The 20,030-nt window shown below is 65.3% G+C and carries 16 protein-coding genes; 6 read left to right on the forward strand and 10 right to left on the reverse strand.

What is annotated here, in order from left to right; translation table 11 throughout:
• Positions 1 to 91 precede the first annotated feature (91 nt).
• From ACQPXH_RS11965 to ACQPXH_RS11975, 3 genes are all read right to left on the reverse strand, one after another.
• Positions 92 to 955: a PaaX family transcriptional regulator gene (locus tag ACQPXH_RS11965; protein WP_433602396.1), complete on the reverse strand. Its 864-nt coding sequence runs from the start codon at positions 953 to 955 to the stop codon at positions 92 to 94.
• A 355-nt stretch (positions 956 to 1,310) separates the two neighbouring features.
• Positions 1,311 to 4,583, reverse strand: coding sequence for a protein kinase domain-containing protein (locus ACQPXH_RS11970; RefSeq protein ID WP_433602397.1), 3,273 nt, complete (start codon positions 4,581 to 4,583; stop codon positions 1,311 to 1,313).
• Positions 4,584 to 5,294: 711 nt separating this feature from the next.
• Positions 5,295 to 6,653: an ammonium transporter gene (locus ACQPXH_RS11975; protein ID WP_433602398.1), complete on the reverse strand. Its 1,359-nt coding sequence runs from the start codon at positions 6,651 to 6,653 to the stop codon at positions 5,295 to 5,297.
• Between the two features lie 205 nt (positions 6,654 to 6,858).
• Between ACQPXH_RS11975 and ACQPXH_RS11980 the strand changes: the two genes are divergently transcribed.
• The 6 genes from ACQPXH_RS11980 to ACQPXH_RS12005 are packed head-to-tail and all read left to right on the forward strand — an operon-like array spanning position 6,859 to position 13,665.
• Positions 6,859 to 8,046, forward strand: coding sequence for an NAD(P)/FAD-dependent oxidoreductase (locus ACQPXH_RS11980; RefSeq protein WP_433602400.1), 1,188 nt, complete (start codon positions 6,859 to 6,861; stop codon positions 8,044 to 8,046).
• Positions 8,047 to 8,086: 40 nt separating this feature from the next.
• A complete protein-coding gene (glnT, locus tag ACQPXH_RS11985; RefSeq protein WP_433602401.1) occupies positions 8,087 to 9,433 on the forward strand; it encodes a type III glutamate--ammonia ligase in 1,347 nt (448 codons plus the stop codon).
• 46 nt (positions 9,434 to 9,479) lie between these two features.
• Positions 9,480 to 10,379, forward strand: coding sequence for a glutamine amidotransferase (locus tag ACQPXH_RS11990; protein WP_433603422.1), 900 nt, complete (start codon positions 9,480 to 9,482; stop codon positions 10,377 to 10,379).
• Positions 10,364 to 11,059 carry a protein glxC gene (locus tag ACQPXH_RS11995; RefSeq protein ID WP_433602402.1) on the forward strand — a complete coding sequence of 232 codons (696 nt, stop codon included), beginning with the start codon at positions 10,364 to 10,366 and terminating at the stop codon, positions 11,057 to 11,059. The genes ACQPXH_RS11990 and ACQPXH_RS11995 overlap by 16 nt, the downstream gene beginning before the upstream one ends.
• A gap of 3 nt (positions 11,060 to 11,062) precedes the next feature.
• Complete coding sequence (locus ACQPXH_RS12000) at positions 11,063 to 12,376, forward strand: FMN-binding glutamate synthase family protein (RefSeq protein ID WP_433602403.1); 1,314 nt, start codon at positions 11,063 to 11,065, stop codon at positions 12,374 to 12,376.
• Positions 12,373 to 13,665, forward strand: coding sequence for an allantoate amidohydrolase (locus ACQPXH_RS12005; protein ID WP_433602404.1), 1,293 nt, complete (start codon positions 12,373 to 12,375; stop codon positions 13,663 to 13,665). The genes ACQPXH_RS12000 and ACQPXH_RS12005 overlap by 4 nt, the downstream gene beginning before the upstream one ends.
• Here ACQPXH_RS12005 and ACQPXH_RS12010 read toward each other — a convergent pair.
• The 7 genes from ACQPXH_RS12010 to ACQPXH_RS12040 form a co-directional block, all read right to left on the reverse strand.
• A complete protein-coding gene (locus ACQPXH_RS12010) occupies positions 13,650 to 14,309 on the reverse strand; it encodes a helix-turn-helix domain-containing protein (RefSeq protein WP_433602405.1) in 660 nt (219 codons plus the stop codon). The genes ACQPXH_RS12005 and ACQPXH_RS12010 overlap by 16 nt on opposite strands.
• 150 nt (positions 14,310 to 14,459) lie before the next feature.
• Entirely contained in the window at positions 14,460 to 15,158 is a 699-nt protein-coding gene (locus ACQPXH_RS12015; RefSeq protein WP_433602406.1) for a GntR family transcriptional regulator, read from the reverse strand.
• A 207-nt stretch (positions 15,159 to 15,365) separates the two neighbouring features.
• Complete coding sequence (locus ACQPXH_RS12020; RefSeq protein ID WP_433602407.1) at positions 15,366 to 16,409, reverse strand: LLM class flavin-dependent oxidoreductase; 1,044 nt, start codon at positions 16,407 to 16,409, stop codon at positions 15,366 to 15,368.
• A 13-nt stretch (positions 16,410 to 16,422) separates the two neighbouring features.
• Positions 16,423 to 17,910 carry an aldehyde dehydrogenase gene (locus tag ACQPXH_RS12025; RefSeq protein ID WP_433602408.1) on the reverse strand — a complete coding sequence of 496 codons (1,488 nt, stop codon included), beginning with the start codon at positions 17,908 to 17,910 and terminating at the stop codon, positions 16,423 to 16,425.
• Positions 17,903 to 18,634 (reverse strand): alpha/beta fold hydrolase, encoded by a 732-nt coding sequence (locus tag ACQPXH_RS12030; protein ID WP_433602409.1) that lies wholly within the window; start codon positions 18,632 to 18,634, stop codon positions 17,903 to 17,905. Before ACQPXH_RS12030 ends, ACQPXH_RS12025 begins: the two co-directional genes overlap by 8 nt.
• Positions 18,635 to 18,636: 2 nt before the next feature.
• Positions 18,637 to 19,188 carry an amino acid synthesis family protein gene (locus tag ACQPXH_RS12035; protein WP_433602410.1) on the reverse strand — a complete coding sequence of 184 codons (552 nt, stop codon included), beginning with the start codon at positions 19,186 to 19,188 and terminating at the stop codon, positions 18,637 to 18,639.
• Positions 19,185 to 19,808 carry an amino acid synthesis family protein gene (locus ACQPXH_RS12040; RefSeq protein ID WP_433602411.1) on the reverse strand — a complete coding sequence of 208 codons (624 nt, stop codon included), beginning with the start codon at positions 19,806 to 19,808 and terminating at the stop codon, positions 19,185 to 19,187. The genes ACQPXH_RS12035 and ACQPXH_RS12040 overlap by 4 nt, the downstream gene beginning before the upstream one ends.
• Between the last annotated feature and the right edge of the window lie 222 nt (positions 19,809 to 20,030).

Raw genomic sequence — 20,030 nt, forward strand, 5'->3', positions numbered from 1 at the left:
GGCCCTATCTGGGTGTGGTGCGGAGCGCACGAGCGAAGATGCGGCAAGTATGTAACATAAATTCTGCCAAGGCAAGATATCTGTTACATATCTAGGGATCGGTGGTCGTCTGCATGGCGGCGACCTCGGCCGCATACGGTTCGGCTGCGGCGTTCAGTAGCGCATGGCATTCGGTAAACACCTCATGCGCGGCGCGGCCCCGCCAACCTGGCGGCAGCAGCGTGTCCGGCAGATCGGGATCGCGGAAGGGGTAGCGTCGATATTGCTGCATCAGCCGTATCTGCTCGACCAGCGCAACAGGGCCGTCCAGGCCGCGTCGATAGCGGGCCAGCTGTGGCCGGAACTCCTCGATGAACTCTTCGTAGTCGGTGCCGAGTTCGCCCAGATCCCAGCAGCGCTGCGCGATCAGCCGGTCGGTGGGCAGCCCTGCGGTCTTGCTGCGCAGGAACTGCAGCCGCAGCTCGTCCTCGCCTGCAAGTGCCTCGCGCAGTTGCTTCTCTCGATTGTGCGGGGAAAACCAGGATGGGCCCCCGTAGCCGCCGAAGCCCCACCAAGTCAGCGCCTTCTCGATCCGTTTGCGCTGTTCACGTTCGAGACCGACCTCATCGACCAGAGCCTGCGTCCAGGTATGGTCCCATCCGTCGAAGTGCCGCTCGAAGATGCGGCTACGGCCGTCGTCGAGTAGTCGCCAACTCTTGTCGTTGAGTAGGTAGGAGACCGCGCGACCGGATTTCGACGAATCGAACCAGCCTTCCTTGCGCAACCGGGTCATCACGACTCGCACCGTGGCTGCTTCGATGCCGAATGCCCCCATCAGTTCGGTGAGTACGCCGAGTCGAGCCGCGCCCCCGGTGTAGCGGAAGAACTCGCCGTACAGGTCGAATACCAGCGCGCGTGGCCGCATCGCACTCCTTCGCACGGCCCGGCCGCCCGGCCGGGCAGAAATGTGTTTCATACTTCTTTAGATCGTATCTGAACTCGTTACATAGTTGCAGGCGTCACAGTTCGCATCAACGCATTGTCATCTCCGGACCACTCGGCGACGGCGGTCGGCGCGGTTGACCAAGACCGGCTCGAGAAACTGGTCGGCGCTCGGAAACCTGCGTCCGAGCGGGCCCGCGTCGGGCGTCAACCCGTCATTACCGGCGCGATCATGACCCGGCGCATCGCGTCACCGGCGATATGTTGATCGGGGCTCGGAAGTCCGGCGCAGTGCTGCACAGGGTCTGCGGTCAGCGCCCAGAGCCCTGCGCTGCCTGCAGCCAGCTATAGCGGTCTCAACTCGTCTAGAACCGGAGGTCGGATATGGGTCAAAGTGCGCTCGCATTTGGTCTCCCCGCAATCCAGGCAGCGACCTGCGCGCGTGAGGCGAACCCGAGTTTGGTCAGGATGTGTTCGACGTGGCCGTCGACGGTGCGTTGGGAGATCACAAGTTTGGCGGCGATCTGCTTGTTGCTGAGTCCCTGGGCGACGAGGTCGGCGATCTGTTGCTCACGATTGGTCAATCTCGCGGGTTTGGGCGCCTTATCGGCGGGCTGTTCCCCGAGTGCGTAGGCGATAGCGGCGTTCATACCCAGCGCCTGACCTTGCCGGAAGGACGCGTCGAAACTACGGGTGCCGAGCGTACGACGCACTGACCGCTCACATTCCTCGTGAAAGCGTGACATCTGCGGGAAGACAGCTCCAACGCTGCTTCCTACCAGCCAGATTCCCTGCGCGGCTCCTAGCAGCACGGCCGCGCGCTCGGCGTTGTCCTGGTCGGCAACAGTCCAGGCGAGCGCCTCGAGACTGAACGCGGCAAGCACCGGACTATCTGGCCCTCGGTTGACGCGCAGCGATTGCTCGAGTAGCCGCTGGGCTTTGTCACGCTCGCCTTCCTGCCATGCCGACACGCCCAAGCCGCGTAGCGCAGCCGAACGATAGAGCAGTTCGCCCTGCGCTTCGGTGATGGAAAGTACTTGGCGGTAAGACTCGGTTGCTTGGGTCATGGCGCCCTGCAATTCATATGACCAGCCGAGGATGATCAGGGCACCGAGGTAGAGATCGCCCGTGCTGTTCGAGCTGAGCATTTCGACGACATGTGCGAAGGAGGACGATGCGTCGGCCGCCTCACCGGAGGCGAGTTTGATGTAGCCGGCGGCATAGGCGATCTGCGCCTGGATCGTGGGGTCGGCGGTATGTTCGGCGAGCAACCGTCCCTGCTCCAGAAGGGCGGCCGCGGACTGGAAATCCCCCTGCGCCGCGGTCAGCTGGCAGTCGGCGCAGAGCGCCTTGATGCGGTCGAGGCTCGTTTGTCCGCCGGGGTGGGCGAGAACGCGGTCGATCCAGGATCGACCTTCCCCGTACAGGCCGCACAAACTCCAGAAATTGTACAAACCGGCAGTCGTGCGCAGCCCTGCTTCGGCTGCGTCCTGGGTGTCCTCGGATAGGCAGAATTCGAGTGCTTCGCGCAAATTGGGCAGTTCACGTTCGAGCCGGGCGATCCAGTCGAGCTGCCGGCCGCTGATCCAATCGGCTTCCGCGTCCAGCGCCAACTTTTGGTACCAGTCGCGGTGCCGTCGGCGCAGCTCGGTCTCTTCGCCGGACTCGAGCAGCTTTTCCCGGCCGTAGTCGCGAACTGTCTCCAGCATCCGGAAACGCACGGCGGTCTCCGAAGACTCCCGAATCAGGATCGACTTGTCCACCAGGGAGGACAGCACATCGAGTGGGGTGTCCGGTGCCAGGTCTGTGCCGCAGATCTGTTCGATGGCGTCGAGTTCAGAGCTGCTGGCGAACACCGAAAGCCGGGCCCATAGGCGCTGTTCGGTCTGGGTGCACAACCCGTAGCTCCAGTCGATACACCATCGCAGTGTCTGCTGCCGCTGTGGTGCGGTGCGACTGCCACGGGTGAGCAGTGCGTAGCGGTCGGTGAGCCGGGCCAGGATCTGCTCGGGTGACATCGAGCGCATCCGGGCCGCGGCCAGCTCGATCGCCAGCGGCAACCCATCCAAATGGGCGCAGATTTCGGTGACGGCGGCCTTGTTGTCCTCATCGAGTTCGAAGTCTGGCACCGCCGCCGCGGCGCGGTCGGCGAACAACGTCACCGCGTCGGAACGCCGCAACCCCGCCAGTGTCGGTTCCCGGCCGAGTTGCGGGACGGTCAGTGGTGCTACCCGTAGTATCGCTTCTCCGGCGATATCCAGCGGTTCGCGGCTGGTGGCGAGGATCCGCAGCTCCGGACAGGTCCGGAGCAACGTCTCGGTCAGCTCGGCCACGGCCTCCACGACCTGTTCGCAGTTGTCCATAACGAGCAGGGTTTCCCGCGCGCAGAGGAAGTCGATCAGAACGTCGAGCAACGGCGTGGTCGACTCGTCGCGCACACCGAGGGTGGCGGCGACCACGTCGACCAGCAGCGCGGGGTCGGACACCTCGGCCAGTGCGACCAGCCACACCCCGTCTGCGAAACCGCGTCGCGCACTGGTCGCGGCTCGCAATGCCAGTCGTGTCTTGCCGACACCCCCGGTGCCGGTCAACGTCACCAGGCGCGCGGTCGACAGCAGATTCTTCAGCTCCGATACCTCGGTGCGCCGGTTGATGAAACTGGTCAGTTCGAGCGGCAGATTGCCGCTGTGGTCCCGAGTAGCCGCCGTCGGCTTGCGCCATGCCCGCATCGGTGGCTTCTGGTCGAGATGCTCGAGATTCGGTTCGCCCTGCAATGCCATTTCATCCACTGAGAACCCGTGGCGCTGCTGCAGTTGTCGAAGTGTCTTCCCCAGCGCCGCCGCCGATGGCCGATCATGGCGGTCGCGGCTCATCGCCGTCTCCACGGCCGCCGACACGTCCTCGGGAATGCCGTTCTCCCGCGGGTCGGGCAGCGGATGGGTGGTGATCCGGACAAACTGCGCGACCATGTTCTCACCACTGCGCCGCTCGAACGCGGCGTGGCCGGTCAGTGCGCAGAACAAGGTGGCGCCGAGCCCGTAGACATCGGCGGCCGGGGTCGGATCGTGGCCTTCGAGCACTTCCGGTGCGGTGAATGCCGGTGATCCGGTCACAACGCTCGCCGTCGTCTTGAACCCGCCCGTGATGTGGGCGATACCGAAGTCGGTCAGCGCTGGTTCGCCGTACTCGGTGAGCAGAATGTTGCCGGGTTTCACGTCCCGATGCACGATTCCGAGTCGATGTGCGCTGGCCAGTGCTCCAGCGATCTTCACCCCGATCTGCAGCACCCGCTGCATAGGAAGCGGACCGTTCGCGCGGATCCAGGCGTCCAGGGAATCCAGCGGGTGATACGGCATCACCAGATACGGATGCCCGCTGTCGGTGGTACCGGCCTCGAGTACGGTCACGATGTTGGGATGTCCGGTCAGCCGGCCCATCGCACGCTGCTCCCGGACGAACCGCGCCTGATTGTCTTCGTCCAATTCCGCGGTCAGGACCTTTACCGCGACCGTCCGGTCCAGCGCCGCCTGCGTGCAGCGATACACAACCCCGAAACCGCCGCGGCCGATCTCCACGGCGTCTTCGAAACCAGCAGCAGCCAACTCCACCGTGACAGGCAGCATTACCTCACGGCGCGTTCGCAGCGGATCATCATCGGTCATCGGCCGGGTGTGATCCGACCAGCATCTCTCCAGAGACCGGACACTATGCACTCACCTTTCGCCAATGAGCATATCGCCGAAGGCATCGACCGGGGGGAGTATCGAGGCGTGGGATTGCCGGCAAGCAGACGTCGACGGCAACCGAGGCAAGCGCGACGTCGCCCCATTCGACGTACGTGCGCGGCCGCCGGTCGGACTGGCCACTTCGGGACCACGAGCAGATAACCGGGGCGCCGGATTTGACGACCGCTGGTGGATGACACGCAGCTCGGTGTCGCGTGCGGGCACCGGTCACCCGAGGGAACTCGCCGAGCGGCGCTCGTGCACGCCCCACTTGTACGCGTTCGAGCAGTTCGGGACCGGGATCTCCACCAGATCGACGCCAGGAAAAGCCATCTTTGCCGGCGAACGAGTGCGTGATCAGGATGGCCGACCCGCTGGCGGAGTCGGCCACGCCTCGACCGTGAGCGCCATGTACTCGTGCTGGGCGCACAGGCGTTGCGCGTGCTCCGAGGATCCGCGTCCGAGTTGGAGCGCTTGGCCCGGCATCTGCTCACCACGGACAGCCGGCTCTCGGGCTCGACTTCGTCGAACAGTCGCATGCGCCCCGATAGCAGTAGTTACATCGGTCCTTCCCACTGACAGAGGGAAGGCCTGGTCCGCTGGTGCGAATCAGGCCGTGGCAGCTCCCTTGGTCGTCGTTACCAACCGCTATGCGCTGGTTCCGCTGCTCACCTGGTTGTTCCTCTGGATGGACTCGGCTGCGGAGACGGCGTCGGCGGGCTCGGTTTTCGGGCCGACGACGGTGAAATGGTCGAGGACATAGGCGGTTTCGCTGTGTACCGCGAGGTCCAAGCCGTTGGTTTCGGCGTCCTCGTCGACACGGATGCCACCGCAGAACCGCATGACCTTGGCGATCGCGAATGTGACGATGCCGGTGTAGGTGAGAACCGCGAGTGTCGCGAGGGTCTGGCGCCACAGTTGGTCGAAGCCACCGCCGTAGAACAGTCCCGCAACGCCGTTCGGCGCGGCGGGGTCGGCGAGGAATCCGATGAGGATGGTTCCGAGAATGCCTCCGGCCAAATGGATTCCGACTACGTCGAGGGAGTCGTCGAAACCGAAGCGGTACTTGAGTGAGACGGTGAAGCAGCACAACACAGAGCAGGCTGCGCCGACCACGAGTGCTCCCAGCGGCGAGACCGCGCCGCAGGCCGGCGTGATACCGACCAGGGCGGCGATCAGCCCGGAGGCTCCGCCGAGCGTCGTGGCGTGACCCTGCCGCAGCTTCTCGACGACCAGCCATGCGCAGATGCCCGCGCAGGAGGCGGCGAGTGTGTTGAGCACGACGACTGAGGCGCTGTTGCCGGAGGACAGCGCAGAGCCGCCATTGAACCCGAACCAGCCGAAGAACAGGATGCCGGCGCCCAGCATGGTGAGCGGAAGGCTGTGCGGCCGCGGCGAATTCGGGAAGACGTGGCGTTTGCCGAGCACCAGTGCGAGCGCGAGACCCGCAACGCCGGCATTGATGTGCACGGCGGTGCCGCCCGCGAAGTCGATCGCCTTCAGCTTGTTGGCGATCCAGCCGCCGTGCACCGACCCATCCTTGGAATCGAACGCGAAAACCCAGTGGGCCACCGGAAAGTAGACCAGCAGCGCCCAAATGCCCGCGAAGATCATCCAGGATCCGAACTTCATCCGGTCGGCTACCGCGCCGGCGATGAGCGCGACCGTCAGTGCGGCGAACAGCAATTGGAATGCCGAGAAGATCGCGGGCGGCAGCCCAGGAGTCGCGGGCGCGTCGAGCAACTTGGCGGACCCGAAGTACTCCAGCGGATCACCGAGCAGGCCTAGCCCGCCCAGCGAGTTCCCGAAGGACGCCGAGTACCCGACGACGATCCACAGCACGCCTACCACGGCGAGCGCGCCGAAGACCATCATGGCCATATTCAGTGTGTTCTTGACGCTGACCATGCCGCCGTAGAAAAGCGCGAGCCCCGCCACCATGATCGACACGGCGGCAAAGGCCGCGAGCATCCACGCGGTGTCGGCCGCGGCCACTGCTTGCTCCATCTCTCACCTCTGTTGGTTATTCCTCATCTAGGCGTTCCTGATGTGAATCGCCGTTGCATGAGAGTGAACCATCGCCCAGATTTCGCTGAGGTGCAAGATTGTGAATGCTGCGTTAAACACCCTCAAAAGGCTTGAGGAACTGTTTCACTGTAGGCAACAATGGTTCATGTAAGAAGACAACAACGCGAAGCTGAGGTACCGCCGTATGAGCGACACCGCTGAGTTCTTGATCATCGGAGGCGGTCTGGAAGGGCTCGCCATCGCGTGGTCGCTGGCCGAGCGCGGCGCCACCGATGTGCTGGTGCTGGAGCGAAATACCTTGTGCTCGGGCATGACCGGTAAGTCGAGCGGTGTGGTGCGCTGCCACTACGGCGCGCCATCTTTGGCCGCTATGTCTTGGTGGTCGGTACCGTTCTTCGAGAACGCACGCGAAATCCTTTCCGATGACCTCGGATTTCAGCAGTGCGGGTACGTGGTGGGCGTCGCCGCGAACAATGTGAGCCCGCTGAAGGCCAATGTGGCCATGCAGCAGGGGCTCGGCATCGAGGTCGATCTCATCGGACCCGACGAGATGACCGAGCTGTGGCCAGGGCTGCGGGTGGATGATTTCGCGGCCTTCGCCTACGAGCCCCGCGGCGGCCGCGGCGAGGCATACCTGACCGGAATGGCTTTCGGTGCCGCGGCACGCAAGCGTGGGGTTCGAATCCGGCAGCAGACATCGGTGGTGACGCTGTGTGCGGATTCAGGTCGCGTCATCGGCGCGAAGTTGACCGATGGAACCGAGATCCATGCGGGCACTGTGGTTCTCGCGGCGGGGCCGTGGGTGCCGGAGCTCGCTGCCACCGTCGGCGTCGAGGTTCCGGTGCGTGCCCAACGGGCCCAGTTGGTCCTGGTCGATCAGGGCGAGCCGGTGCCGTCGGTGCCGGTGCTGTCGGACCTCGCGAGCCTGCAGTATCTGTGCCGCGAACCCAATGGTGAACTGCTGGCGGGCAATAGTGATCACGCCGCCCCGGAGTACATCGACCCGGACGATTTCGTCAACCGCGCCGACGACTCCACCGTCGAGAAGGTCATCGGCAGGCTCGACCACCGCCTGCCACATATGCCCGATCCGCGCATCACCGGTAGCTATGTGGGCGCCTACGATGTCACGCCCGACTACAACCCGATCATCGGGCCCGCACCGATCCCGGGGTTGTTCCTGGCCACCGGATTCTCTGGTCACGGCTTCAAGATCTCTCCCGCGGTGGGTCACCTGACCGCGGATCTGCTGCTCACCGGCGGCACCGAGCTGCCGAATGTCGATCCCGCCGATTTCCGCTACGAACGCTTCGCCGAGGGCCGCCCGCTGCTGAGCCCGCACCCGTACGCCGGCGCAGGCGAAATGCGCTGACCTCCAACCTCACCCGATGACTCCCCGTTCAGGAGCCGATATGGCGTTAGACATCACCACTGCCGCGACCGTCACCCCGATCGCTGCCCAACCGACTTTGGCCGAACAAGCCAGGGCTTCGGGCACCACATTCATCCTTGCGGTCTTCGCGACGTTGTCCGGAAAGCCCTGCGCGAAACTCGTTCCGGTACAAGCCGTAGACCAGCTGGCCGAGGAAGGGGTCGGATTCGCCGGCTATGCCGCGGGCATGATAGGCCAACAGCCGCGCGACCCGGACCTGGTGGCGATTCCGGATGTGGCGACCTTCACCCCGATTCCCTTCGTGCGCCCGGGCCTGGCGATGGTGCACTGCACCCCGCACGTCGAAGGTCGGCCATGGCCCTACGCGCCCCGGGTCATCCTGGCGCGCACCCTGGCCCGCGCGGCCGAGCACGGCTATACCGTCAAGGTCGGCGCTGAGATCGAGTACTTTCTGGTGGACCGGACCGCGCGGGGGCTGGCCCCGGCCGACGCCGCCGACGTCAGCCTGCAACCCTGCTACGACGCCCGCGATGTGACCCGCATGTACGACCACCTGGCCGAGGTGTCGCAGGCGATGAATTCCCTGGGCTGGGGCAACTACGCCAGCGACCATGAAGACGGTAACGGGCAGTTCGAGCAGAACTTCGACTACGCCGACGCGATGACGACCGCGGACCGGGTGATCACCGCCCGCTATCTGCTGTCGGTGATCGCCGAAAAACGCAGTATGAAAGCGACTTTCATGCCCAAACCATTCACCGACCGCACCGGATCGGGCATGCACATGCACCTGTCGCTGTGGGCGGATGACCGGCCGCTGTTCCCGGATGCGGACGACCCGCGCGGCCTCGGATTGTCCCCGACCGCCTACGGCTTCATCGCGGGCCTGCTCGATCACGCCTGTGCGTTGCAAGGCGTCATCGCGCCAACAGTGAACTCTTACAAACGAATCGGTGCGACGAGCACGGCCAGCGGTGCCACCTGGTCGCCGCGATACCCCACCTACGGGGGCAACGACCGCACTCACTACCTGCGCGTCCCGGATCCCCATCGAGTCGAACTGCGCGGAGCGGACGGTTCGGCCAATCCGTACCTGGCCATGGCCGCGGCGGTCGCGGCGGGACTGGACGGCATCGATCGGGCACTGCATCCGGGCGGCCCGGGCGAACAACGCGGCGGCATGCTGCCGATGACACTCATACACGCGATGGACGCACTGGAAGCGGATCCGATACTCACCGCCGCGCTCGATATCGCCGGTCCTGGTGTCGCAGCGTATTTCGCCGAGCGCAAGCGCGAGGAATTCTTCGCCTGGCACAACACCGTCTCGGAATGGGAGATCGAACGCTACCTGACCGCGTTCTGACCCACGACCTTTCCCGAGGCCGTTCCGAAAAGTACTGGAGGACATGATGTGTGGCATTGTCGGCCTGCACCTGCGCGACCCCGCGCTGTATCCGCGACTGGGCGAACTGCTCACCGGAATGCTCGACCAGATGTGTGACCGTGGTCCGGATTCGGCCGGTATGGCGGTCTACGGCGATCCGGTGTGGTCGCCGCCCGGCACGGAAACGGTAACCCTGCTCGATTCGCCGCTCCCTGCCGTCGAACTCGCCGAGCTGCTCACGGCGAATGTCGGCGTACCGGTGACGGCGCTGGATCTGAATCCCACCGTGGTACTGAATTCCGTTGCGGCCGCGCGGGACCTGGTCATGGGCGTGCGTGCGATCGCGCCCGCGGCACGGGTGATCGGGTTCGGTACCGACCTGACCGTACTGAAAGGTATCGGCAATCCCACTGAACTGGCGCACCGCTTCGGTCTCCCCGCCGCGCAAGGCTGGCAGGGAGTCGCGCACACGCGGATGGCGACAGAGTCCGCGGTGACAGCCGAAGGGTCACACCCCTTCTCGGTCGGTGCGGGCCAATGCCTGGTCCACAATGGTTCGTTCAGCAATCACATGAGCATCAAGCGCGAATTGCAGCGTCACGGTGTCGATTTCGATAGTGAGAACGACACCGAAGTGTGTGCGCGTTTCATCGCCGAGCAGCTAGCACATGGCGCGGACCTCGACAAGGCGCTGGCACTGGTGAACGAGGTTTTCGACGGCTTCTACACGCTGCTGGTCTCGACCGCGGATTCCTTCGCGGTGGTGCGCGACGCCATCGGATGCAAGCCCGCCGTCATCGCCGAAACCGACCGCTGGGTGGCCATGGCCTCGGAATATCGAGCGCTGGCCGGTCTGCCCGGCGTCGAGCAGGCCCGAATCTTCGAACCCGAACCGGAAGAGGTGTACCTATGGCGGCGATCGTGACCGATCGAACCATCCTGGATGTGGCGGAATCCTCCACGCGTGCAGTCAATTCGGCCCTCCAGTCGCCGGACGCGCCGCCCACCGCGACCATCGTCGAACCGCGCGGCGCGCATGCGCTGGCCTGCGGGCTCGATCGGGACGCCGACGTCGTCATCGAGGGCCATGTCGGCTACTACTGCGCCGGGATGAACCAGCACGCGACCGTGACCGTGCGCGGCAGCGCGGGCGTCGGCGTCGCGGAGAACATGATGTCGGGCACTGTGCGAGTGTGTGGTGACGCCTCACAGTCGGCCGGTGCGACCGCCCACGGGGGACTGCTGGTAATCGAGGGCAATGCCGGTGCGCGCTGCGGCATCTCGATGAAAGGCGTCGACATCGTGGTCGGCGGCAATATCGGTCACATGAGCGCCTTCATGGGCCAGGCCGGGCGACTGGTGGTGCTCGGCGACGCCGGCGAGGCTCTGGGCGATTCGCTGTACGAGGCCCGAATCTACGTGCGCGGCTCGGTAGCGTCGCTCGGCGCTGACTGCGTGCGCAAGCCTATGCGCGCCGAGCACCTCGCAGAACTGCGCGATCTGCTGTCGAGAGCCGGATTCGACGCCGACCCGGCGGAATTCACCCGTTACGGCTCCGCCCGACAGCTGTACCACTTCCACGTCGACAACGCAGGAGCGTACTGAGCCATGACCAACCCCGCCCTGCGCGAATCCGCGACCTTCGACCGCCGCGCGATCGCCGAGATCCAGCGCGCCGCCGAAACCGGCATCTACGACATCCGCGGCTGGGGTGCGAAACGCCCGCTGCCGCATTTCGACGATCTGCTCTTCCTCGGCGCATCCATGTCCCGCTATCCGCTCGAGGGCTACCGGGAACGCTGCGACACCGACGTTTTACTCGGCGACCGACACGCGGAACATCCACTGCACCTGGATATTCCGATCACGATCGCGGGTATGAGTTTCGGGGCGTTGTCCGGTCCGGCCAAGGAGGCGCTCGGCCGCGGCGCGAGCGCTGTCGGCACTTCCACCACGACCGGTGACGGCGGTATGACCGCGGAGGAACGCGGCCAGTCGAAACATCTGGTGTACCAGTACCTTCCGTCGCGCTACGGCATGAACCCGGACGATCTGCGCAAGGCCGATGCCATCGAGGTAGTGCTGGGGCAGGGAGCGAAGCCAGGTGGCGGCGGGATGCTGCTGGGACAGAAGATCAGTGAGCGAGTGGCGGCCATGCGTACGCTGCCGCAGGGCATCGACCAGCGCAGTGCCTGCCGCCATCCGGACTGGACGGGTCCGGACGATCTGGCCATCAAGATCCTGGAACTTCGTGAGATCACCCGGTGGGAGAAACCGATCTACATCAAGGTCGGTGCCACTCGCACCTTCTACGACGTCAAGCTCGCGGTGAAAGCGGGAGCCGACGTCGTGGTCGTCGACGGTATGCAGGGGGGCACGGCGGCCACTCAGGACGTGTTCATCGAGCACGTCGGCATCCCCACCCTCGCCGCGATTCCGCAAGCCGTGCGCGCGCTTCAGGAACTCGGTGTGCACCGCAAAGTGCAACTCATCGTCTCCGGCGGTATTCGCACGGGCGCCGACGTCGCCAAGGCGATGGCGTTGGGCGCGGATGCGGTAGCCATCGGCACGGCGGCGCTGATCGCATTGGGCGACAACAGCCCTCGTTTCGCCGGGGAGTACGAGGCACTCGGGTCGGGTGCCGGTTTCTACGACGATTTCCAGGACGGTCGAGACCCGGCCGGTATCACCACCCAGGACCCCGACCTCGCAGCCCGACTGGATCCGGTCGAAGGCGGCCGGCGCTTGGCCAACTATCTGCGCGTGCTGACGATGGAGGCGCAGACCCTGGCCCGTGCATGCGGTAAATCGCATCTGCGCAACCTCGAGCCCGATGACCTCGTCGCGCTCACCGTGGAAGCCGCCGCGATGGCGGGTGTTCCCCTTGCGGGCACCACCTGGATTCCCGGGACCGTCGCATGAGCACGTCCGCCGACCCGGCAGCCACTCATTCGAGCACTGCCGCACCATATTTCGACCCGCTGTGGTCGGCGATCCTCGACATCGGCCGTGATGGCGGCACCGGCGGCTATCGCCGCTACGCGTGGTCGGACCCCGATCTCACACTGCGCGAGTGGTTTCGAGACTGCGCGGCGACCCGTTCGATGGATGTGGAGGAAGATCGCAACGGCAACCTTTGGGCATGGTGGCTACCCCGAACCTGGCTGGGAGAACCCAAAGGCGCCTTCGTGACCGGGTCACACCTCGATTCCGTGCCGGACGGGGGAGCGTTCGACGGTCCGCTGGGCATTGTCTCAGCCTTCGTTGCGGTGGATCTGCTGCGCAGCAAGGGCATCGAACCGTCGGTGCCGGTCGCGGTGGTGGCCTTCTCCGACGAAGAGGGCGCGCGATTCGGCGTGGCGTGCATCGGTTCCCAGCTGTCCATCGGCGCACTGGCTCCCGAACGAGCGCTTGGCCTGCGCGACATCGACGGAATTACCGTGGCCGAGGCGATGATTCGGGCCGGCCGGGATCCACGGACGCTCGGTCGAGACACCGCACTCGTCGACCGCGTCGGCATCTTCGTCGAACTGCATATCGAACAGGGCCGCGCCCTGGACGTGGTCGATCGGCCGCTGGCACTGGCCTCCGCCATCTGGCCGCACGGTCGCTGGGAGTTCGACTTCGCCGGGGAGGCCAATCATGCCGGCGCCACCAGACTTGTCGACCGCCACGATCCCATGTTGCCGTTCGCCGCTGCCGCAATCGCGGCGCGCAGTGAAGCGGCCGCCGTGGGAGCCGTCGCTACCTTCGGCAAGGTGCTCGTTTCTCCCAACGGCACCAACGCGATTCCCTCGCGAGTCCGCGCCTGGCTCGACGCCCGCGCGGCCGATCAGCCCACCCTCGACGCACTGGTCACTCGCATCGCCGAACACGCCGACACCCACGCCGCAACCGAGGGCGTCGGCGTGGCCATCCGCACCGAATCCGTCACGCCCGTGGTCGATTTCCCGGCGGAACCGCGGGCGCGACTGGCGGCCGCCCTGGCCCATCTGGGCGACATACCGGTGATTCCGACGCAGGCCGGGCACGATGCGGGAATTCTGGCCGCGGTGGTACCCACCGCGATGCTCTTCGTCCGCAATCCGTCCGGTACATCGCACTCACCTGCTGAACACGCCGAGACTACGGACTGCCACGTGGGTGCCGCCGCCTTGGCCGATGTCATGCGGGCGTGGGTCACCACAGGCTCGGCTCAGCCCTCGGCGTGATTGTCGGGGTAGGCGGTGATGGCGAGGAACCGGATGGGCAGCCGTACCAGCTCATTGGGTCCGTGTGCGCCTTCACCGTCGAGCAACAGCGAATCTCCCGGACGCAGCGTGTATTCGGAGTCGCCGTGACCGTAGATCATGACGCCCTCCAGCATGTACAGCAATTCGGTGCCCGCGTGCTGGAACAGGGGGAAGACTTCACTGGCCTCGGTGAGTGTGACCAGCACAGGCTCGAGCCGCTTGTGCTGGCCACGGAGCGCACCGAGCAGTTCGTAGTGATGGCCGACACGCGTGCCTCGACCGACGATCACCGCACCGTGCCCCCCGGGGGTGTAGACCGCTTCGCGTTCGGTGTCCGCGCCGCGGAACAGGGAAGTGACCGGTACGTCCAGACCGGCGGCCAATCGTGCCAGAGTCGAAAGGCTGCAGGAGGTCTGCGCGTTCTCGATTTTCGACAGCATGGCCTTGGAAATGCCGATCTTGGCGGCCATGTCACCCACCGACAGCCCGCTGGCCAAGCGGAGTGCCCGGACCTGCTTCCCGATCACCTGCTCCAACTCGACACCGGTGGGCACGCCGGGGAGCACCTCACGCTGGACGGGGGCGGGATCGCCGGTATCGCGATGCTCGGGACGGGCACTCATGCCGTGATCCTAGCGTGCAGGTTTCCTTGCAGTTGACAGTGGACACCAGTCGCAGGCTGACTCGATGAAGAGCTGCGGCTTCGCAGCCGGCGGCCAGTTCGGCGACCTCGAACGGTCGGCGGCCGCTGCGATCCGGTGCACTCCGGCAGCCTAAGTCGCGAATTGTCGCAGGGGCGGTGGCCAGGTATCGAGCTGCGACATGAGTGCCTGCTGGCTGGCATGTACGTGACGTCGCATGCAGTTCTCGGCGCCGATACCGTCCTTGGCGATGATCAATTCGAGGACGGTGTGATGCTCGTGTTCGGACTCGAGTGACCGTCCTGGTTGCGCGAGAGACGTTTTCACCAGACGCCCGTAGGCCAGCTGGTTCATCAGGAGCCGGTAATGCGTGGCCAGCTTGCCGTTGTCGGCGCCCGCGATGAGGATCTCGTGGAACTCGTGTACCAGCTCGGCGTACCGTTCGACGTCTCCCGCCTCGACGGCGGCGTCTGCCGCGCGGACGTTCGCCTTCATCGCGGTGAGTTCGGGGATGTCGCCGCGAGCGGCCATCAACCGTGCGGCACCACCCTCCAGGAGCTGCTTCATCTCGAACAACTCGTTGAGTTCACGCCGGGAAGGAACTGCGACGAACGTACCGATCCGCGGGCGGATCTCCACCAGACCTTCGATCTGCAACTGCTTGAGTGCCTCGCGGATGGGGGTGCGGCTGATTCCGAATGTGTCGGCGAGGGAGACCTCCGACAGCGGCTGACCGGGGGCGAGCTCACCGGAGATGATCATCTCGCGCAGACCGTCGGCCGCTCGTTCCTGGAAGTTGCTCGTATCAAGTCTCCGTGATGTCACGACCATTGGTACCCCCTCGCCAGTGTTCTTTGTATCTTGCATGTCAACGCTACGGTACATGGCCGCAGGCCTACCGGATCGACGCGGAAGGGAGCCGAACTCCGGGCGTGCGCAGCGGGATTGCGTCGAGTGCGGTCGCCGGGAGTACGCGCGGGCATGGTCCGGCGACCGCGTTCGACGGCAATATCCATGGTGTGACTCCTTGTTCCCGGTTCAGCGAAACGCGGGGACCACCTCATTGATGAACAGCTCCAGCGATCTGCGCTTTTCCTCATGCGACAGGGAGTTGTCGGCCCAGAAGCTGAACTCGTCGATCCCGAGTTCTTGATAGGACCGCAGACGATCGATGACTTCGGCTGGCGTGCCGATCATCGCGGTCTTGTGCAGCGATTCCGGTGCGAACTCGGGCCTTTCGGCGAACTTCGACTCGGGGCTCGGATCGAGAAAGCCATTGGCTGGGACCGTCTTGTTGCCGAACCATGCGTCGAAGGTCCGGTAGAACTTCTGGATGCCCTCGGCTGCGGGACGCCAGCCATCCGGTTCGTCGGCCGCGTGGACGTAGGTGTGCCGAAGCACCATGATCTGCGGCTTCGGTACCTCGGGGTGGTTCTGCACGGCGGTATCGAACTTCCGCTTGAGGTCGACGACCTCCTCGTCACCCTTCATCAACGGGGTGACCATGACATTGCATCCCTGTGCGACGGCGAAGTCGTGCGAGTCGGGATCACGAGCGGCGATCCACATCGGCGGCGTCGGCTGCTGGACCGGCTTCGGCACACTCGTCGATGTCGGGAACTGCCAGATCTCACCGTCGTGTGCATAGTCGCCCTGCCACAGTTCGCGGACGGCGGGCACCAGTTCGCGCAGGTGCTTGCCGCCCGCCGTGGCAGGCAATCCGCCTGCCAGACGGTCGAATTCGATCTGGTAGGCGCCTCGGGCCAGGCCGACCTCCATGCGCCCATTGCTGATCACATCGAGCAGCGCGCACTCGCCTGCGACCCGAATCGGGTTCCAGAACGGTGCGATGATCGTGCCCGCGCCGAGCCGGATCGTCGACGTGCGGGCGGCCAGATAGGCCAGTAGCGGCATGGGGCTGGGCGAGATCGTGTACTCCATCGCATGGTGCTCGCCGATCCACACCGTCTCGAAGCCACCGGCCTCTGCCATCAGCGTCAGCTCGGTCAGGTTCTCGAACAGTTGGCGGTGGGTGACGCTCTCGTCCCATCGCTCCATGTGCACGAACAGGGAAAATCTCATGGTTTCTGCTTCCTCAACTCCGCATGGTGAACGGGTCAGCGACGGCATCCTCGCTGGTATTGATCCAGACGCTCTTGAGCCGCGTGTACTCCTTGATCGTCTCGGTGCCGTGCTCGATGCCGACACCACTGTTTTTGAACCCCTGTCGCGGCGACATCGGCGACATCGCCCGATAGGTGTTCACCCAGACCGTGCCGGCGTCCAGGCGCGCGGCGACGCGGTGAGCGCGCGACAGGTTGGTCGTCCACACCCCGGCCGCGAGACCGTATTCGGTGTCGTTGGCGAGTCGGAGCACTTCTTCCTCGGTATCGAACGGCATGACGGCGACAACCGGGCCGAAGATTTCCTCGCGGACCACCCGCATGTCATTGTCGACGTCGACGAGGACGGTGGGCTCGTAGAAGTAGCCACCGAGCCCGCCATCGCTTGGCCGCCCGCCGGTGATGACCCGCGCACCCTCGCTACGCCCGAGATCGACATAGCCCGCGACTTTGTCGCGCTGGTCCTCGAATGCGAGCGGTCCGAGTTCGGTCTCGGCCTCGAGGGGGTCGCCGATCCGAATAGTCTTGGCGCGCTCGGTGACTCGCTCGAGCAGTTCGTCGTATACGGCGCGATGCGCGAACACGCGACTGCCCGCGATGCAGGTCTGCCCGGCGGCCGCGAAGATGCCCGCGACCACGCCCATCGCGGCGTTGGCCACGTCGGCGTCCTCGAAGACGATATTCGGTGACTTTCCGCCGAGTTCCAGCGTCGATCCGATGAATCGCCTGGCTGTGGCCGCCGCGATCCGCGCCCCGGTCGCTGTGCTTCCGGTGAACGAAATCTTCGCCAGATCCGGATGATCGACCAGAGCCTGACCGGCCTCGGCTCCGAATCCGGTCACGACATTGACCGCGCCTTCGGGAAAGCCCGCCTCCAACGCGAGCTCGGCCAGTCGCAGTGCTGACCGCGAGGTGTGCTCCGAAGGCTTGATGACCACCGTGTCACCGACGGCGAGCGCGGGCGCCAGTTTGCTTGTCGTCAGTGTGAGGGGCGAGTTCCATGGGGTGATCGCGCCAACCACGCCGAGGGGTTCGCGGGTGGTGTAGTTGAGCACTCTGCGGTCGGATGTCGGGACGACGTCACCGTGGATCTTGTCGGCCAGGCCGGCATAGTAGTAGTAGTACTCGGGCACCGTGGCGAGCTGCCCGCGCATCTCACGCAGCAGTTTTCCGTTGTCCAGGACCTCCATGCGGGCGAGTTCGTCGGCGTTCTCGCCGACGAGGTCGCCGAGGCGGCGCAGCAGATGACCGCGGCGGGTCTGGCTCAGGTCACGCCACCGGGGGTCTTCGAACGCGACCTTCGCGGCCGCGACGGCGCGCTCGATGTCGGCTGTGTTGCCGCGGGCGGCTTGATACAACGTCTCGCGAGTGGCCGGGTTGGTGCTGTCGAAGTACTCGCCGGACTGTGGTGCCACCTGTTTGCCGCCGATGAAGTGTTGCAGTTGATCGAGGTCAGACATGTGCGTGCTCTCCGATAAAAGTGGTGATGCTGTCGACGAGCTCCCGCGGGCGCTCGATGGGAAGCATGTGTCGTGCGTCCGGGATGATCACCTCATGGCAATCGGGTAACACCGATGCGAGCCGGTGGGTCATCTCCGGGGTGGAGCCGGGGTCGTCGCTTCCGGTCACGGCGAGCGCCGGCACGGTGATAGCGCCCAATGCGGGGGCGAGTTCTCGGTCTGCTGTCGCGAATACGCGATAGCAATTGAGGAACGAAGCGATGTCGTTCGCCGCCAATATTTCCCGGGTCCGCCGGACCCATTCGTCGCCGACGTCGGTGCCCTCGTACCACCGTGTGATCGACGCGGCGGTGCTGGCCCCGAAGTCGGCTCGCGCGGCGTTCAACCGCGCCAGCACGGCAGCTCGCTCGGAATCGGTGCGGCTGCACACCGAGCTCACCGATGTCAGGGTCGCGACCAGTCCGGGGTGGTGCAGAGCTAAATATTGCGCAACCAATGCGCCGAGTGAGAAGCCCACCAAGTGCGAGTTCGGCGGTAACTCGTCGACCACCCCCTCAGAGAGGTCGGCGAGTGTGGTGCCGTCGGCCGCGGGAGTCCGCGCGCCGTGCCCCGGCAGATCGGGTGTTATCAGCGTGTACCGGTCGGCGAGCAGTTCGGCGGCAGGCTCCCATACCGTGTGATCCAGCCCTACGCCGTGCAGCAGCACCATGGTCGGCTTGCCCACGGCTACTGCTCGGTCGACAGTGGCGCCAGGCGCTGCTGAGGACGTCCCTGTGCGGCGGCCGCCAAGGCGATGACGATCTCATCCGGGTGCGGGGCGTCGGCGATGCGCACCTCCACCGTCTGGTGGTGTGAGCGGATCGTCGCGTCGGTGATGTGCTTGAGCGGGATGTCGAACGTGATCCCGGCGGGGCCGCGCTTCTCGACCGCCGGCAGCAGGGTCGTGGCGTTGGCGGCCTTGCGGAAATGGTCTCCGAACTGGAGGGTGTGGATCAGGCCCGAACCGTGCTCGATCTCGCCGTTGAGCCCCACGATCGCGGCTTTGCCGTATGCCTCTGCCGGTGCACCAAGCGCTTCCATGACCTGCGGTGCGAGCAACTCGCCGATGGCCGAGGCGTTGTCTTCGATGCCCGGGCCCAGATCCTCGACGAAACCCTGACCGGTCCAAGGGTTTTCGATGACAGCGGCGACGACGGCGACGCGGGCCGCAGGCGAAGTGGGGCGCCCGCCTTCGGTCAGGATCTCCTCGACGACGGTGACGATCTTGCGAACGATCATGAACGTACTGCCTCCAATTTTTGAGCGGTGATCGCGGGGTCAGTGGTGCGGTCGCCGATGCGCGGATGCGGACGAGGCCCGGTCGACGCCGCTGCGATGACGACGATTTCGTCGCTGCGTGGAGCGTCGGGCACTCGGGCGCTCACTGTCTGGTAGTGACTGCGGGTGGCGGCATGCTCCTTGTGCCACAGCGGCACGACGAGTGTTTCGCCCGCTTCCGCGCGGGTGTCCGCGAAGCAGATGATCGACTCGCCCCGCAGGAATTCGCGGACGAGGTTTCCGAAGTACGGTGTGTGGATCAGCGCGCCGCCGTGCTCTATCTCGCCAGCGGTCCCAACGATAGCGGCCTTCCCGAACGCCTCGATCTGGTTCACGCCGCCGAGAGCGGCGATCAGCCGGTCGGTCAGCAGTTCGGCGAGCCGGGGTGCGATTTCGCCGACCGCCGCGGACAGGTCGGTGGTGACGGCGGTTCCGACCCACGGGTTGGTGACGACGGCCGCCGCGCTGGCGCGAAATACCGGACGTACGAGTGCCTTCCCTGCTTCGGTCACGGTCTCCTCGCGATACAGCGACAGCTTGCGGATTGTGATTCCTGCTCCGACACGACTCGACTCTTGCATGCAAGAAACATTAGAGGCGGCTTCCAGCTTTGGTCAAGGGGCGTGTTGTCGGCATGGGCATCGCCGGGCACGTTCGAGGCTTTGGCCAGCTCGAGATGCGTTTATGCGAGCTGGAACAGGTCGCGCGGTCGACCGCGTGCTGGTCGGCCATTGACACGTGAATGTGACGCGCCTAATAATCGCTTGCATGGCAGATTCGGAGGCGTTGCCGGTCGGCGAAGC

Origin of the sequence: Nocardia sp. CA-135953 (assembly GCF_050955735.1) — a bacterium.
Lineage (GTDB): Bacteria > Actinomycetota > Actinomycetes > Mycobacteriales > Mycobacteriaceae > Nocardia.